At 62.0% G+C, this 15676-nt stretch carries 14 protein-coding genes and 2 pseudogenes; 12 read left to right on the top strand and 4 right to left on the bottom strand.

Features of this window, described 5'->3' with window-relative positions; genetic code table 11:
* Positions 1-290 precede the first annotated feature (290 nt).
* Positions 291-2594 (bottom strand): tRNA(Met) cytidine acetyltransferase TmcA, encoded by a 2304-nt coding sequence (gene tmcA, locus CP556_RS17915; protein WP_098726851.1) that lies wholly within the window; start codon positions 2592-2594, stop codon positions 291-293.
* A gap of 315 nt (positions 2595-2909) precedes the next feature.
* Between tmcA and rpl7ae the strand changes: the two genes are divergently transcribed.
* From rpl7ae to CP556_RS26800, 8 genes and pseudogenes are all read left to right on the top strand, one after another.
* Positions 2910-3272, top strand: coding sequence for a 50S ribosomal protein L7Ae (rpl7ae, locus tag CP556_RS17910; protein ID WP_098726850.1), 363 nt, complete (start codon positions 2910-2912; stop codon positions 3270-3272).
* Positions 3273-3283: 11 nt separating this feature from the next.
* Complete coding sequence (locus tag CP556_RS17905) at positions 3284-3508, top strand: 30S ribosomal protein S28e (RefSeq protein WP_006184658.1); 225 nt, start codon at positions 3284-3286, stop codon at positions 3506-3508.
* A gap of 3 nt (positions 3509-3511) precedes the next feature.
* Positions 3512-3913 (top strand): 50S ribosomal protein L24e, encoded by a 402-nt coding sequence (locus tag CP556_RS17900; protein WP_098726849.1) that lies wholly within the window; start codon positions 3512-3514, stop codon positions 3911-3913.
* The gene (ndk, locus tag CP556_RS17895; RefSeq protein WP_098726848.1) at positions 3910-4374 is read left to right on the top strand and encodes a nucleoside-diphosphate kinase; all 465 of its coding nucleotides are present in this window, start codon (positions 3910-3912) and stop codon (positions 4372-4374) included. Before CP556_RS17900 ends, ndk begins: the two co-directional genes overlap by 4 nt.
* Positions 4375-4637: 263 nt before the next feature.
* On the top strand, positions 4638-5057 hold the full coding sequence (locus CP556_RS17890) for a DUF7344 domain-containing protein (RefSeq protein ID WP_098726847.1): 420 nt from the start codon (positions 4638-4640) through the stop codon (positions 5055-5057).
* A 216-nt stretch (positions 5058-5273) separates the two neighbouring features.
* Positions 5274-5876 carry a superoxide dismutase gene (gene sod / locus CP556_RS17885; protein WP_098726846.1) on the top strand — a complete coding sequence of 201 codons (603 nt, stop codon included), beginning with the start codon at positions 5274-5276 and terminating at the stop codon, positions 5874-5876.
* A 130-nt stretch (positions 5877-6006) separates the two neighbouring features.
* Positions 6007-6627, top strand: a pseudogene (locus CP556_RS17880) (IS6 family transposase).
* A 56-nt stretch (positions 6628-6683) separates the two neighbouring features.
* Positions 6684-7552: pseudogene (locus CP556_RS26800) on the top strand (IS630 family transposase); the annotation flags it as partial.
* Between the two features lie 268 nt (positions 7553-7820).
* Here CP556_RS26800 and rdfA read toward each other — a convergent pair.
* On the bottom strand, positions 7821-8132 hold the full coding sequence (rdfA, locus tag CP556_RS17870) for a rod-determining factor RdfA (protein WP_098726844.1): 312 nt from the start codon (positions 8130-8132) through the stop codon (positions 7821-7823).
* Positions 8133-8928: 796 nt separating this feature from the next.
* On the opposite strand from rdfA, the gene CP556_RS17865 reads away from it, so the two are divergent.
* A complete protein-coding gene (locus CP556_RS17865) occupies positions 8929-9894 on the top strand; it encodes an LLM class flavin-dependent oxidoreductase (RefSeq protein ID WP_098726843.1) in 966 nt (321 codons plus the stop codon).
* Positions 9895-10040: 146 nt separating this feature from the next.
* Positions 10041-11408 (top strand): MFS transporter, encoded by a 1368-nt coding sequence (locus CP556_RS17860; protein ID WP_098726842.1) that lies wholly within the window; start codon positions 10041-10043, stop codon positions 11406-11408.
* A 372-nt stretch (positions 11409-11780) separates the two neighbouring features.
* Here the strand turns inward: CP556_RS17860 and CP556_RS17855 are convergent, their stop codons facing one another.
* Positions 11781-12923, bottom strand: a complete 1143-nt coding sequence (locus tag CP556_RS17855) for an acyl-CoA dehydrogenase family protein (protein WP_098726841.1) — start codon at positions 12921-12923, stop codon at positions 11781-11783.
* A 317-nt stretch (positions 12924-13240) separates the two neighbouring features.
* On the opposite strand from CP556_RS17855, the gene CP556_RS17845 reads away from it, so the two are divergent.
* Together CP556_RS17845 and CP556_RS17840 are read left to right on the top strand one after the other, a co-directional pair.
* Positions 13241-13660 (top strand): universal stress protein, encoded by a 420-nt coding sequence (locus CP556_RS17845; protein ID WP_098726839.1) that lies wholly within the window; start codon positions 13241-13243, stop codon positions 13658-13660.
* Positions 13661-13757: 97 nt separating this feature from the next.
* A complete protein-coding gene (locus CP556_RS17840; RefSeq protein ID WP_098726838.1) occupies positions 13758-14993 on the top strand; it encodes an MFS transporter in 1236 nt (411 codons plus the stop codon).
* 71 nt (positions 14994-15064) lie between these two features.
* On the opposite strand, the gene CP556_RS17835 is transcribed toward CP556_RS17840, so the two are convergent.
* The gene (locus CP556_RS17835) at positions 15065-15622 is read right to left on the bottom strand and encodes a carboxymuconolactone decarboxylase family protein (protein ID WP_176548236.1); all 558 of its coding nucleotides are present in this window, start codon (positions 15620-15622) and stop codon (positions 15065-15067) included.
* Positions 15623-15676: the final 54 nt, after the last annotated feature.

Genomic DNA, 15676 nt, shown 5'->3' with positions numbered 1-15676 from the left:
TCCTGCTATCGTGGCAACGGGGAATCGCCACGCCCTCCCCAGCCGATTCGCTCAGTCACTTCGTTCCTTCGCTCATCCCTCGCACGGCTTCGAGCCGCGGTTCACCAGTGGTTCGCGGCTCCCTGCGGTCACCGCTCACATCGAGGCCTTCACTTCGTTCAGGCCTCGCAGTTCACCGCGGCACAGCGTGCGCCACCGCATGCGGGTCGATCAGTTTGGTGCGAGACGACGGTACGTTATGTTGAGCGTTCCCCCTCCGTTTCTCCCATCGATCGGAGCGGGAGTCGGAATCACCCATCGTCAAACCGCTCCCGGACCTCGACCGCCGCGTCCGTCCCGTAGCGATCGACGAGCGGACGGAGCGCGTCGCCGAGCGCCCGCATACACTGTCCCGACGAATGGTACCCGAGCCGTTCGGCGATGGTCTCCGCGTCCCGACCCTGGAGGACGCGCGCGACGAGCAGCCGTTCCTCGCGATCGGTCAGGTCGGCTGTATCAGGGTCGTCCACGAAGTATCGCACGACGAGGTGTCTGAACGGGCCGGGATCGACGTCGAACAGCCCCGGTCCGTAGGTGGCACCCGCGACGACGCGCCACTCGTGGTCGGTCAGCGCCAGCGGCGGTCCGGCGTCGGTGTCGACGCTTCGAAGCACCGCGCGGGCGATATCGGGCTCGAAATCGTCGAGCGCGTCCGAACACAGGGCGGCGAACCGGCCGGCGAACCAGTCGGCGTGGCGGTCGCGTACCGCCCGGCCCGCGTCGCTGGTCGGCGCGAGCATGAGTGCAGAGTACTCGCCGCTGGCGTCGTTGCGCGTCGTCGAGACGTGGACCGTCCGGTAGCCGTTCTCGCGCCAGAACTCGAGGAGGCCGGGGGTCGCGCCGAAGCCGGTTCCGAGCCAGTCGATTGCGGCGTCGTCGCCACGCTCTCCGCGATCTGGACCGGCGCTCTCGGTGCTATCGGTAAACTCCTCGCGAACGCGCTCGAGCAACCGCGAGCCAAGTCCTTGCGAGCGGGCAGCGTGGTGGGTGGCGATGCGGACGACGCGGAGTCCCGCCGGCTCGCCCGCCGCCTCGTCCCGGAGCTGGCTCGTCAGTATGTCGGGCAGCATGTTTCCGCGGACACGGCCGCCCTCGTACATCATCGCTCGGGTCTCCGCCGAGAGGTTTCCCTCGCGTGCGAGCAGCGCGACACTGACGACGTGACCGTCGTGGGTGAGTGCGCGGGCCTCGAGGTTCGGCGCGTCGAGCAATCGAGCGAGGTCGTTCGGCTCGGTCCGATAGTGTGCGAGGACGAGCAGCCCGAAGGCCTCGCGGAGCAGGCGTTCGTCCGCGAGCGCTTCGGCCGCCTCGAGTCGCCGGTAGTCGACCGATTCGGGTGTGGCGGCGTCCACGAGCGGCTCTACCGGTGGGCGAGCGTCGAGCAACAACGCGCGGAAGGCCCACACTTCGATCGGATCGCCCGCCGCGTACCGGATGGGTTCCACGAGCGTGCAGTCGGTAACGGCGTGGTCGCTCTCGATGAGCCGATCGCGGAATCGGACCGAGAACCCCCGTCCGGCTCCCTCGTAGCCGTGGATCGTCGTGGCGAACGCGACGCGATCGGCCGTCAGTAGCGACTCGAGGGTCGCGACCGGGAGCGCGGCCGCCTCGTCGACGACGACGACGTCCGCCGACTCGAGGTCCGCGATCGCGTCGGGGGGCTCGTGGAATCCGATCGAGCCACCGGTAGCCGTCTCGATTCGGCGGGGTTCGACGATCGCGGCATCGCCCTCGAGGCGTTCGCAGAGTTCCCCCGCGCGGTCGAACAGTTCCGCCGCGTTCCGCGCGGCGGGAGCGGTTACCAGGACGTCCTCGCCATCGATGGCGAACGCCCCCGCAGCCAGACCCGCCGCGCTGGACTTGCCGCGGCCACGATCGGCCTCGAGGACGACGGCTCGGTCGCTATCGAGTAGTGACTCGAATGCGGCGACGGCGTCGATCTGATCCGCCGTGAGACAGGCTTCGTAGGCGGCGGCCGGAAACCGGTGGTCCGGGGGTGGAGTCGGCGTCTTCGGTGACAGCCGCGGGGCCGGATCGGTCAGCCCGTCGGCCTCGACTTGCTCAGTATCGAGGTCGAGGATAGCGATCCCGCGGTGTTCTCGCAGCGTCTCGACGAGACGGCGTCTGAACCGACCGGTAACGTCGTCCAGTTCGAACGGCGGGACGGCGAGGGAGGCGTCGAATCCGTCGCGGCGGTCCGGCCACGTCTCGAGCGGCGGTGTGAGTACCACGAGGAGTCCCCCACCGTCGACCGCCCCGACGACTTTCCCGAGCGCGTTCGGCTGAAGTTCCTCGTGAGCGTCGATAGCGATTACGTCCCGCGTCGTCCCGAGGAGGTCGCCCGCGTTGACCTGTGGAATCTGTTCGCACCGGAGTCGGTCGTCGGGACCGACGAGCGTCGTCTCGGTGATCCCAACAGGGAGCGTATCGAGGATCGACTCGAGCGCGTCGTACCCCCGCTCGCGATCGCCCGCGAGCACCAGCATCCGTCGTTCGTTCGCTCGCGTCGCCTCCTCGGCGAGCGACTCGACGAGTCCGACGACATCGACGTTCATGCGTTCGGCTTGGTGCCTCGGGAGTAATAGGCACCGACCCGCGGCGGCCCGCCGTGATATTGTAAGTTCAAATATATGTATGCGTGTTCGTGTTGGAGGGTTCACGATGGCGGACAATCCGTGCGGTGGCCTCCCACGGCCTCATGCGTTTGAACACGCTTTTAAGGGGGGCAACGCTATTCGAGTGTACACCCTACGCGGGGTTGATGATGCTCCTAGCTTCACAGGACTTCCGCCGGGATCCGCCCGGCACGGGTACCCAGTGCCCGGACGGCAGGGGAGCGCGAGCCCACGTGTAGGAGAGGTGAACAACCAATGTCAGTTTACGTAACTACGGACATCCCAGCCGACCTCGCCGACGACGCCCTTGAGGCGCTCGAGGTCGCACGAGACACCGGTCGAGTAAAGAAAGGAACGAACGAAACCACGAAGGCGATCGAGCGCGGCAACGCCGAGCTCGTCTACGTCGCCGAAGACGTCTCCCCCGAGGAGATCGTCATGCATCTGCCCGAACTCGCAGACGAGAAGGGGATTCCTGTCGTCTTCATCGAGACCCAGGACGACGTCGGCCACGCCGCCGGCCTCGAGGTCGGCTCGGCCGCCGCGGCAATCGTCGACGCCGGCGAAGCCGAAGACGACGTCGAGGACATCGCCGACAAGGTCGAGGACCTCGACTGAGGTGATCAGAGATGAGTGCTGAAGAGGAAGAAAGCGGCTCTACGCCCGCCGAGGTCATCGAGGTCGTCGGTAAGACCGGCATGCACGGCGAAGCCATGCAGGTCAAGTGCCGGATCAAGGAGGGCGAGAATCAGGGACGAATCATTACCCGAAACTGCCTCGGGCCGGTCCGCGAAGGGGACGTACTCCAGCTTCGCGAGACCGCCCGTGAGGCGGACTCCATCGGAGGACAATAACCAATGGTCGAGAAACGCACCTGCGACTACACGGGCGAAGAGATCGAACCCGGCACGGGCATCATGTACGTCCAGAGGGACGGTACCGTGCTCCACTTCGTCGACTCCAAGGCGGAGAAAAACTTCAAGCTCGGGCGCGAACCACGCGACCTCGAGTGGACCGAGGACGGTCGTCGCGGCAAGGGTCCCGCCCAAGAAGACGCACCTGCCGACGAGGAAGCCGAGCAGGTTGCAGTCGATGACGACGAGGACCCCGAGACGGAAGCAGGCGCCGTCGACGAGCCCGAGGAAGACGTGGCTGCCGAGGACGACACTCCGGAGACCGACGCCGAGGAGACCAACGCAGACGCCGACGCCGAGGAAACCGACGCTGAAGAAACCGAGACCGAAGCCGAGGAAGCATGAGCGATCACGAGCGCACGTTCGTGATGGTCAAGCCCGACGCGTTCGCACGCGGGCTCGTGGGAACTGTCGTCTCTCGGCTCGAGGACCGCGGGCTCAAGCTCGTCGGTATCAAAGTCGAAACGATGCCCCGCGAACGGGCGGAAGAACACTACGGCGAACACGAGGACAAGCCGTTCTACGACGACCTCGTCGACTTCATCACCTCGGGGCCCGTCGTCCCGATGGTCTGGGAGGGACAGGACGCGACCCGACAGGTTCGCCAGATGATCGGCGAGACCGACCCGCTCGAGGCAGCTCCCGGAACGATTCGGGGAGACTACGCGCTCGATCTCGGTCGGAACGTCGTTCACGCCGCAGACCACGAGGACGAGGGCGCAAACGAGCGCGAAATCGGGATCCACTTCGACGACGACGAACTGATCGATTACGATCAGCACGACGCCGAGTGGCTCTACGAGTAACCGGTCTCGATCGGCCGACGAGTCCCGACCGTGGTGGTCCGCTCAATTGAACGCGTTCCGACTGCTCGTCGACAATCACTGTTCGGCGACGGTCGAGACGTTTGTCAGTAGATCGCGTTCCCTTCTTATTTCTATTATACTATTACAGAATAATAACACATTTTAAACATCTATTTTTCTAGGTAGACGTAACATCTAATGTGTCGGCTGCAGTAGAGGCCCGTGGTGGTTTCGAATGGTAACACACGGTAGGTGGTTCGTGGATGCGTGAAACGGAGGGAGAGGCGACAGCGTTGGCGCCGGACGCGACACCGTCGCTAGATCTCGTTTTCGATCTCCTCTCCGACAGCCGACGGCGATACGCACTGTACTATCTGAACGATCAGCCCGACGGCGTCGCAACGATCGAAAACCTCACGAAAAACGTTATCGCCCTCGAACGGTCAACCGGCGCCGACGAGGAGACGACGGCCAAGACGGAGGCGGTATCCGGTCACGATCCGGGGGACGGCTCGGCGGACCAACGAGCGAGCGTGCGAATGGAACTCCAGCACATCCACCTTCCGAAACTCGAGGACGCGGGAATCCTCGAACACGATCCACGGAGCGAGACGGTTCGATACTGGAGCCAGCCGTCGGTCGAGGAGTGGCTCGAGCACGCACAGCACAAGGAAACGGCGTAGTCCCGGGGATACCGAACCGGCCGGCAGCCACGAACGACCGCTGGGGGAGTGGGCAGCCGCCGATCGCTGAAAGTTTTAATACCCCATTCGTTGTGAATCGACTGAGGTGTCGGTAAATCGCACGACGAGAAGGTCGTCGAGCGATGAGGTGTGATATCGTCTCACTCCTCAAAACTTAACAGGCGAGATACCGATACAGAACGTGAGGTGCATACTATGGCTGATCACGAACTTCCACCGCTTCCGTACGATTACGACGCGCTCGAACCGGCACTGTCCGAACAGGTACTGACCTGGCATCACGATACCCACCACCAGGGCTACGTTAACGGACTGAACTCCGCCGAGGAAACCCTCGCGGAAAACCGCGAGGAGGGCGACTTCGGCTCCACGCCCGGAGCCCTCAAGAACGTCACCCACAACGGCTGTGGACACTATCTCCACACGCTGTTCTGGGAGAACATGTCCCCCAACGGCGGCGGGGAGCCGGAGGGCGACCTCGCCGACCGCATCGAGGAGGACTTCGGCTCCTACGAGGGCTGGAAGGGCGAGTTCGAGGCAGCTGCCGGCGCAGCCGGTGGCTGGGCACTGCTCGTGTACGACCCGGTTTCCAAGCAGCTTCGCAACGTCGCGGTCGACAAGCACGACCAGGGCGCACTCTGGGGCTCTCACCCCATCCTCGCGCTGGACGTCTGGGAACACTCCTACTACTACGACTACGGACCGGACCGCGGAGACTTCATCGACGCCTTCTTCGACGTCGTCAACTGGGAGAAGGCCGAAGAGGAGTACCAGACCTGCCTCGGCCACTTCGAGTAGGGCAGTCGATTCGAAGACGAGCCAGTCAACCCCGAATTTTCTCTGCGATCGATGGCCGACAGCGGTCGCTCTCATCTGGCGCTGTTCAGAGTAGAGTGCGAAGGAGTGAGGCGGTAAAATTCGTTGTGCTATGCCAGAATTCGACCGCCTCGACGGATCTAGCATCGGGATCGCGTTAGATTTTGTGGAGCGCGAACTCATGGAACTCAGTATCCAGCTCCAGTTGTGCGAATCATCACTTTTAGAAACAATCTCTATCTTAGAGTGTTTCGGTGCCGAACGGGCGCGCTCGACTGTACACAATTGGGTCCAAAAGGTCGACGTACAGCCGACAGACGGTACCCAGCCGGATCACATCGCGCTCGACGAAACCCCGATCCATCTCGACGATCAGCGCTACTGGCTGTACGCTGCTGTCGATCTCGAAGCGAACAAATTTCTCCATGCCAGGCTGTTTCCGACGCGAAACGAAGGTGTCACCTGGATCTTTCTCTCTGAACTCACCGAGAAACACGACGTCGACGACGCCGTGTTTCTCGTCGATTTTGGACCGTGGCTGAAAGTTCAACTCCACTGACACGTCCTCCGATTTCGTCACGAGACACACGGAGATCGGAACGCCGTCGAACATCTCTCTCAAGAAGTAAAACAGCGGACCTACCAGTTCGAAAATTCCTTCAGAAACGCCGAACCGAATACCGCCGAAACGTGGCTCCAGCGCTACGCGTACGTAGGGAATCAACGAAACTGAACACGGCCTCATAGTAGCCGTTAGAACTTTCTACTCAAAAGTTGGTACTGAACACAGTGGACCCTCTCGACGAGATTTCTGTCGGGTAATTGCAAGATATCTCGACAACATGAAACAAAAGAAACCGACACAACGGCTATTAGCGGCAATAGCGTCCAAAATGGCTTCACGCAGACCGAGCTAGCCGAGTGGTACGACGTTCAACGACGGCCGATCTACAGCTGGCTCAAACGACTCGACACCGACGAGTCGCTCGAGCAGACAGTAACCAATACTCAATGATCTGGGAGAAAACGAAAGCCATCAGAAAAAGAGTGAAACGAATTCGAGGAAGCTGTTCACGAATCACCCGAGGCGGTCGGTTCGATGCGACGACGTGGACGCCGGTGCTCGTCCAGCAATATCTTGACGAGAGCTATGCCGTCGAATACTCGATCCCGAGTTGTCGGCAGCTACTCGAGAAGCGGGATTGAGTTATCAAAAATCTCGCCTGACAGCCGCTGAATCTGATGCTGACGAGCGAGAACCGTTTCGTGCGGAACCCAAAAAAAAAGCGGCAGGAAATGGACGCCACAGTAGGCTCTCTCGATCAAACCGAGAGATCCGTCCACGTCGAGCCGCGTGCCACGTTGTTTCCGTGCGGGTCGCGGCCGTCTGTCGAATTATCCGGGCAACGCGGCTGGATGCCTCTCTCGGGCGCGACCACCGAGGACAGTACTCACTTTTCCTCTCGATCCGAGATGTACGTTACTGATCATTACTCAAAGAATGCCAGTTTCGAATTATACAATGGTATATAGATAACTCGATTGTCGTTCCGGAGGGAGCGCCGTCCGTCCTGGCATCGGTCGTCACTGTCCTCGAGAACCGTGACGACTCTGCATTCGCCACGTTTCCGGCGTATTCGCCGGAATCGAATTCAGTCAGGTGTGGTGACGACGGCTGCACCTCCTCTCAGGATCAGTTCTGACACCCCCAGCGAGTTACTAACAGCGACTACACCGCGCTTACACAATCCTAGTTCATGAGTGAGCAATTATTTCTAACGGATACTATAGACGGCGCGTCGTAGCGTTACGAGTCATTCAGCGGATAGACGGCACCGAGAGTACTGCGTCAGACGGTGCTCCGGGTCGCGTTTCGCCCACACTGCGTCTCGGTCCGGGGAGCCGTCACCGCCGGAGCAGTAGGTTCTATTCGAAGCGTTTTCGGACTCGCGCTTCGCGATCGGTCGGCGCTGTGTCGCTCGTCAGCGTTTCATACACCGCTGAGAGGGCGTCGGCGCTAACTGCCCCGTACGCGCCGTCCGTTAGATCAGTCTCTGCCTCGGCGAGCGCCGTCTCGAGGATCCGCTCGTTGAGACACTCCGCGAGCGTCAGAAGACTCGCGTCCGCCATGTCGCGTCGGTGCTGGAGTTCTCCGTTTAGTCCGTCGAGATTGTACCGACCGATGGCGCCGCCGATTTTGCACGTGCACTGGTATTCGTTCTCGAGAGCATCACTCATTACCGCTCCACCCCTATAGTAGCCACTGAACGTCATTGAACACCTGATAGAACGACAGCTGTACGATCAGTATGTGAATCGTTTCAGTGGCTACTATAGTTCGATCGCATCACTCGTTCCGGCTTCGCCCTCCGATAGCTCCCGCGATCGCCCGAACCCTGGCGTGTTATCTTTGGTCGTTCATGGTGTATCGCGGGGAAGACCGTCTCCATTTTGACGACTCTCGTCACGTTCGTGCAGCACCTGCTTTCCAGTCGTACTGTTGTAAACCACGCCGTCGGTAGCGGGCTCTGTCACGGTTCGTTCCGCGGGACGAAACTCACCGATCTATCCCTGGGCTGGCGACCCTCGGTGCGCGGCTCCGCTCCCATCCGTCTTTCCGTTCCGAGGAATGCGTCGAACGGCTATCGTTGCCGATCGATACCACGCGAGCCACCGTGAATTCAGTCATTGTATTGCCGTCGCGACTGACGGCTCGAGGAGTCACCGAGTAGTGATCGTTCCTGTCGTTCCGCTCGTGCGTCGATAATTGCGTTCGATAATCTCGAACGAATCTTTTCACCCTTGGCAATCTATTCCACACTCGTTTGAATAGATAACTAGCTTCTTTTCCCCGATAACTTGGGCATATGTATCTATATTCGAGAAATATTGGCATATATACCCTCATCTGATGAGTGTATTTCAACGTTCCTTCCTACAGAATGGTATCGAAAACTGGGCCGTTCGGAAATTACCGTCGAGAAGTATATCCGACCGACGGAGCTGTTAAGGAGGAACTCGAGAGACGGACTGTATGGTCGATCATGGATACGTCCTTCCGACGCGGGGTATCGTACTCGATTCCGATGGGGCACAGGACCAGCTCGCACGCACGCGGTCGTGTTCGACGCTCGCTCGAGCGGCCGAGTCGATGGGGTTCGAATCGGTCTGGGCAGGCGACAGCGTCCTCGCGAAACCGCGCCTCGATCCGCTGTCGACGCTCGCGGCCGTGGCGGCCGAGACGGACGCGATCGAACTGGGGACTGCGATCCACCTCCCGCATCTCCGGCGTCCGGTCGCCGTCGCCCAGCAGGCCGCGACGGTCGATTTGCTCTCTGGCGGCCGTCTGTCGCTCGGGGTCGGCGTCGGAAGCGGTGCGTCGGTCGCGACCGAACACGAACAACTCGGCGTCCCGTTCGACCGACGCGGCCGCGTGCTCGACGAGACCCTCGACGTGATTCGCGGGCTGTGGGACGGGGCGATAGACACGTACGACGGCGACTTCGTCACGCTCGAGGACGCCGATATCGGATTACGGCCGACCGGGGATCTTCCCATCTACGTCGCATCGGCGACGTTCGACCCGCGCGACGGATATCCGAAACAGATCCGTCGGCGGATCGCGGACCACGGCGACGGCTGGCTGCCGATTTCGAAGTCACCGGAGATGTACGCCGGCGGAATCGACCGCGCTCGAGAGATCGTCGACGACGCCGGCCGCAATCCGTCGGCGTTCGGCGCGGCGTACTATCAGGACATCGTCATCGACGAGACGCGCGAGGCGGCCCTCGATCAGGCTCGCGACTTCATCGCAGCGTACTATCCCGAATGGGGGCAGATGTCTGACGAGCAACTCGAGCGTCGGGGCGCGTTCGGCCCGCCGTCGGTCGTCGCCGAGCATCTCGAACGGTATGCCGACGCGGGCGTCGAGACGTTTGTCACGCGGTTCGCGACGACGGATCAGCACGCGCAACTCCGTCGGTTTCGAGAACTATTGTAGGGCGGGACGAACGGCTACTATTTCCAACACGTCCTCCGAGAACTGATTCTCCTGGAGGCCGGGCTCTTGGCCGCGCCGTTCGGAGGGGGCGTCGAGCGCCCGGCGGCGCTGAAACTGTGCCGAAGCATGGGCACCGAGGACATCGTATGCGATCGTCCTCCCGCCCTGCGATCGACACGATTTCAGACGGCGTCGGTGAGGGAATCTTTTTGAGCCTCGCCGAGAAACTCGGCGACGTGCCGATGATACAGTCGCTCTTCGGAGAGAAAGCGGCGGTTTTACGCGACACGAATTTTCAGCTTCTGTTGCTGGCGAACCTCGTTGCGCCACTCGGAACGGCACTTATCTCTCCGCTTCTCGAGTCCCTCCAGCACCCCTACGGCGCGACGGACGCGACCATCGGATTGCTGATGACCGTGTTCACCGCCCCGAGCATCCTGATGATTCCGGTGGTCGGTGTTCTGGCCGACAGATACGGGCGGAAGCCGTTCCTCGTCGTCGGATTGTTCGTTTTTTCGGTCGCCGGAACCGCACTCGCGGTAACGACGAGCTTTCGCGTCGTCCTGTTCCTTCGGTTCTGTCAGGGCGTCAGCTTCGCCGCGGTGACGCCGGTTATCATCACGAGTATCGGCGACCTCTATACCGGTCGTGCCGAAGCGACGGGACAGGGATTGCGATTTTCGGTATCCGGCCTGACACAGGGGTTCTTCCCGCTGATCGGCGGTGTACTGGTCGGCGTCGCGTGGCAGTACCCCCTGTTGCTGTACGCGATCGGTATCCCGATCTCGATCGTTCTCGCGCTGTGGTTTACCGAACCGACGACACCGTCTCGGGAGACCGCGTCAGCGGTTGATCGAGCCGACCGTGGGACCTACGTTCGCGAACTGACTGCCGTCCTGCTCCGACCGCGCGTCGCCTCGGTTCTCGTGTTCCGCATGATACCGATACTCCTGTATATCACGTTCATGACGTACGTGTCGCTGTTAGTCGTGAGATCGATGGGCGGCACGGCGGGGCAGGCCGGTATTCTGGTCGCGTTGGCCAGCGCCACCTACGCCGTCGCGGCGACGCAAGCCGGACGATTCGGCTCGTCGTTCGCCGGACGAATCCTCCCCCTTGCGACCGCGATATCGCTCATGGCGGTCGGCCTCGTGATCGTCGCGTTCGTCCCGACGGTCGCCCTGGCGACCGTCGGCGCGTTGGCACTCGGGGTCGGGTTCGGCATGTCGCTATCCCTCCTCCGAAGCGTCGCGACCGGATTTGCACCCACGGAACTCAGGGGTGGCCTCGTGAGCGTATTCGAATCGGCGGGTCGGCTTTCGGCGACCACAGCGCCGATCGTCGTCGGGTTCGGGATCGAGTTCCTCGACGGGTCGGTTCCCCAGACGGAGTCGTTACAGCTCATGGTCGGCGGCATCGGCGTCGTCGGCGGCCTCGTCGGTATCGCCTGTCTCGTCGTCGCCCGTACGGCGTCACCCCTTCCACACCAGTCCGGGCTCGTCGATTCCGATTGATCGATACCCCCGTCCGTCACGGAGGGGGACCTCTCCTGTCTGGCGGTTCTGCTCTGCCATCCGAAACCGTCTTGCGGAAGCCGACTCGAGAGCGTTTCAAAACGCCTCGATCGACACTGTTCGAAACGCTTCGACCGACGCGGTTCGAGATTCGAACGACTACCGGTTTCCTGCCCAGCGTCGGACGAGTCCGAACCGGGCCGGGCTTGAGGTATCGACGGCTGCTGGAACGGTCGATCGAAGTAAAACGTCTCGTGGTAATACGGGCGTTCGTCGGTGGTCAAGAAGGAAACTTCGATGCGGCGGCCAACGCCGACCGGGAAGACACGTCTGGCCTCGATCGACGAGGGAGCAGCGTCTCCGCGAGGGGAGTTACGTGAGCGAGGGGAGGCCGTCCCGTTTGAGGGCCGCCGCGATCTGATTCTTCTGGATTTCGTCGGTCCCCGCCGCGAGCCGGCGACCTCGCGCGAGTCGGTGGAGGTACTCCAACGCGTGTCCCTGCTGATAGCCGTTTGCACCGTGGACCTGCAGCGATTCGCTGACCACCGTTTCGACCATTTCCCCGGAGTAGAGCTTCGCCAGCGACGCGTCCATCCGATCGGGGATCCGGCCTTGCTCTTCCGCGTTGAGCGCCGCCCGGTACGTGAGCGAGCGCGACGCCTCGAGTTCCTTGACCATATCGGCGAGCTTCCACTCGATGCCCTGAAAATCAGCGATCGGCTGATCGAACTGTTCGCGCTGTTGGCCGTACTCCAGCGCCTTGTCGAGGGCACACCGGCCGATGGCGTTCGAGAGCGTCGCGCTTCCGAGACGCTCCCAGTTCAGCGCCTGGAGTTGCTGTTTGAACCCGTCCTTCCCTCGAGTCAGGACGTGCGTTTCTGGAACGACGATGTCGTGCATGCGGAACTGCGTCTGGGTGTGGTTCGCCATGTTCGTGTAGTGTTGCTCGATCTCGACGCTGTCCTCGTTGTCATCGAGGTCGATGATGACCGAGCCGAGTCCGTCCGGGAACCTCGCCCAGACGACGCAGGCAGACGCGTGCGGGATGTTACTTACCCATACTTTTTCGCCGTTCAGGACGAGTTCGCCGTTCTCCTCTTCGACCGTGGTACTCATCGCACCGACGTCCGATCCGGCTTCGGGTTCGGAAATCGCGATCGCGATCGCGTCTTCGCCCGCAGTGACGCCGGGGAGGTACCGGTCTTTCACGGTGTCGCTCCCGAACATCTCGATACCGCGAGGGGCGACCATCTGCTGGTTGTAGAGGTATTCGGCCGTATCCGGACAGACTTGTCCGACGGCTTCGATGCTGAGCATCGCCTCGAATTCGCCCATGCCGCCGCCGCCGTACTCCTCGGAGATGTTCAGTCCGAGATAGCCGCGGTCCGCGAGCAGTTCGATGTTCTCCAACGGAATGTCCCCGTCCCACGAGAACGCAGCGTCAGAAAATTCGTTTTGGGCGAGTTCTTCCAGTGACGATACGACCATCTCCTGTTCCGCCGATAGCGACAGCATTACCACGATTACTACGGCTCTCACAGTAAAGTCTTCTGTTTAGTCAGATACCGAATCCCGGTTTCCGTGGCAAGTCGTCGTCCGCGCATCGACGCCTTCCCGACCGCCGTCGTCCGCCGAATCGTCGATACCCGGTCGAACGTATCGGTTCCGTCCGTGCGACGCGTCTTTTCGAGCCCTCGTCGCTCGAACTCGGTGGGAGCATCGTCACTGGGAATGTCGGTGGAACTGCGTGTTGGACCCGAACTCACCGACTCGCGGGCGACCGTCGGTGGAACTTCCCGGAGAGATAAGTAGGTGGGACTGGTAGTACAACTATGTACAAGGTACTACTAGCGGTCGATACGAACGAAGATCGTTCCACGCTGGCGGCCGAAGCCGTCGCGAATCTCCCGGGAGAGATCGAGGTCGTCCTCTTGAACGTATTCGAAGAGTTCAACGTAACCGACGGCGATGCGCGGATCGATTCGTCCGAACTATACGACGAAGACGATCTCCCGGAGAGCGTGACGGCCGCGGAGGGCGTCCTCGAGGCGGCCGGTATCGATCCGGTGACGCGACGCGAACACGGCGAACCCACCGAAGTGATCCTCTCGGTCGCCGAGGAAATCGACGCGGACAGTATCGCAGTCAGCGGGCGAAAGCGCAGCCCCGCCGGGAAAGCCATCTTCGGAAGCGTCACGCAGTCCCTGCTCCTCTCCGCCGACCGCCCCGTGATCGTCGCCACGAGTGACTGAGTCTCGAGGGGGCCGGAACGTCGAAATCGGCCACGGCGACGCGGCACCGTTCCGTAATCAGTAGAATATTGAACATTGCCTTCGTGAGAGACGGACGATGAAGAACAACGACTCCTCTATTGCGGTCTTCACGGGTCTCGGTCACGGGGTGTTTCACGGATTCGAGCTGGTAATTCCGCTTTTCGTCCCGATCTGGCTCTCGATGTTCGACGTCTCGGCGACGACGCTCGGACTCGTCGTCGGGGCGGGGTACGCCCTCATCGGACTGTTCGCGCCCCTCGCGGGCGTGTTGGCGGATGTATACGGATCGAAACGGCTCGTCTTGCTCTCCACTGGTGGCATGGGGCTCTCGTTCGCCGCGCTGAGCGTGCTTCAATCCGTCGCGGCGCTCACCGTGACGCTGATGATCTGGGGCGCGATGGCGAGTCTCTACCATCCGTCCGGACTGTCGCTCATCAGTCGGAGCGCGGAGCAACGAGGGACGGTGCTCGCGTACCACGGTGCCGGGGGAAACGTCGGAATGGTCGTCGTTCCGCTCGCTGCGATCGTCCTGCTCGCGTTTTTCGAGTGGCGACTGGTCGCGCTCCTCCTCACCGCCCCGGCAGCGATCTGCGTTATCGTCGGTCTCTTCGTCTCGTTCGACGACACCGTTTCCGAGGCGGCCTCGGCGCAACCCGATTCGGACCGAACGGCGAATCCGACCCTCGTCGCGTCGCTTCGTAACGTCGTAATGAACACGCGGACCCTGCTGATCGGTGGGTTCGTTCTCGTGTTCGCGATACAGATCCTGTACGGCGTCTACTATCGAGGGATCTTCACGTTCCTCCCCGACGTCCTCACGGACTTGCCGATGTTCGAGACCGTCGCGGTCGGCGATCGAGAGATCGAAGCGGGCCAGATCGCCTACTCAGGACTCCTGCTGGTCGGTATCTTCGGGCAGTACACCGGCGGCAAGATCAGCGACAGGGGACGCTCCGAGACGGCCCTTCTCGGAACGTTCATCGCGCTCGGTATCGCATCCGCGCTGTTCGTTCCCGCCTCCGCAATCGGCGTCGCCCCACTGCTGGCCGTCTGCGTCGCACTCGGATTTTTCATCTACATGTTCGCACCGATCGCACAGAGTCTCATCGCGGAGTACGTCCCGGCGGAGAGCCACGGCCTCTCGTTCGGGTACATCTATCTGGGACTGTTCGGCATCGGCGCGGTCGGCTCGGCCGTCGCTGGCGTCACGCTCGATTACGGCGGTACACCCGCGTTATTCGCGGTGCTCACCTGCGTGACGGTACTCTGTGCCGGCCTCGCCGTCGTGTTGGTCGCTCGATCGAACGACTGAGCGAGCTACCTGCTGAGAATGTGGCTCGCACTGGCGCGTCGATACCTGTGAGACACGCACTCGAGACGGGATCACCACTGCTCGAGCGATTCTCCCGGGTCAACCGCGAAGGCGTTCAGGACGCAGGCCAGCATACTGTAGTAGCCGAACGTCACCGTCAGTTCAGTGACTCCTTCGACGCCGAAGCGATCTCTCGCCGACCGAAAGAGCGACTCCGGGATCTCGTTTTCGCGGAACAACGCGCGACCGTAGCGGACGACGAGCGCGTCGGTCGCCGAAAGGGGATCCGTCGGCTCTCGAGCGGCGACGATATCGATCGTGTCGTCAGCGACCCCCTCCTCTCGAGCCAGCGGCTCGTGTATCGCCCACTCGTAGGCGCAGTCGAGTTCCCGGGCCGTCGTGATGATCGCGAGTTCTCGCACCGGACCCGGGAGCGTACCCTCGAAGCGCACGTACGTTCCGACATCTGCGATTCTAGTCGCGACCGCCGGGCTGTTCATGAGGACGCTGAATGGACCGCGAACGTGGCCCCGGCTGGCCGCGATCCGATCGTAGTGGTCGTGCCAGTCCTCCGATAGCTGCTCTTTTGCGGTGATGTACGGCACCCTGGACGTTCCTTCGTTCGACATCGTACCGACTAGAGCGAGCGGTGACCACATGAATGGTCCGGCGCTCGCGTCGGG

The organism is Natrinema sp. CBA1119, assembly GCF_002572525.1.
Lineage (GTDB): Archaea > Halobacteriota > Halobacteria > Halobacteriales > Natrialbaceae > Natrinema.
The sequence above is the reverse complement of the archived record's forward strand: the minus strand, read 5'-3'. Positions and strand labels throughout refer to the sequence as shown.

Excerpts from the sequence above, each read along its gene's own strand:
- tmcA (WP_098726851.1), bottom strand. The coding sequence starts at position 2,594 with ATGAACGTCGATGTCGTCGGACTCGTCGAGTCGCTCGCCGAGGAGGCG.
- rpl7ae (WP_098726850.1), top strand. The coding sequence starts at position 2,910 with ATGTCAGTTTACGTAACTACGGACATCCCAGCCGACCTCGCCGACGAC.
- CP556_RS17905 (WP_006184658.1), top strand. The coding sequence starts at position 3,284 with ATGAGTGCTGAAGAGGAAGAAAGCGGCTCTACGCCCGCCGAGGTCATC.
- CP556_RS17900 (WP_098726849.1), top strand. The coding sequence starts at position 3,512 with ATGGTCGAGAAACGCACCTGCGACTACACGGGCGAAGAGATCGAACCC.
- ndk (WP_098726848.1), top strand. The coding sequence starts at position 3,910 with ATGAGCGATCACGAGCGCACGTTCGTGATGGTCAAGCCCGACGCGTTC.
- CP556_RS17890 (WP_098726847.1), top strand. The coding sequence starts at position 4,638 with ATGCGTGAAACGGAGGGAGAGGCGACAGCGTTGGCGCCGGACGCGACA.
- sod (WP_098726846.1), top strand. The coding sequence starts at position 5,274 with ATGGCTGATCACGAACTTCCACCGCTTCCGTACGATTACGACGCGCTC.
- rdfA (WP_098726844.1), bottom strand. The coding sequence starts at position 8,132 with ATGAGTGATGCTCTCGAGAACGAATACCAGTGCACGTGCAAAATCGGC.
- CP556_RS17865 (WP_098726843.1), top strand. The coding sequence starts at position 8,929 with ATGGTCGATCATGGATACGTCCTTCCGACGCGGGGTATCGTACTCGAT.
- CP556_RS17860 (WP_098726842.1), top strand. The coding sequence starts at position 10,041 with ATGCGATCGTCCTCCCGCCCTGCGATCGACACGATTTCAGACGGCGTC.
- CP556_RS17855 (WP_098726841.1), bottom strand. The coding sequence starts at position 12,923 with ATGCTGTCGCTATCGGCGGAACAGGAGATGGTCGTATCGTCACTGGAA.
- CP556_RS17845 (WP_098726839.1), top strand. The coding sequence starts at position 13,241 with ATGTACAAGGTACTACTAGCGGTCGATACGAACGAAGATCGTTCCACG.
- CP556_RS17840 (WP_098726838.1), top strand. The coding sequence starts at position 13,758 with ATGAAGAACAACGACTCCTCTATTGCGGTCTTCACGGGTCTCGGTCAC.
- CP556_RS17835 (WP_176548236.1), bottom strand. The coding sequence starts at position 15,622 with ATGTCGAACGAAGGAACGTCCAGGGTGCCGTACATCACCGCAAAAGAG.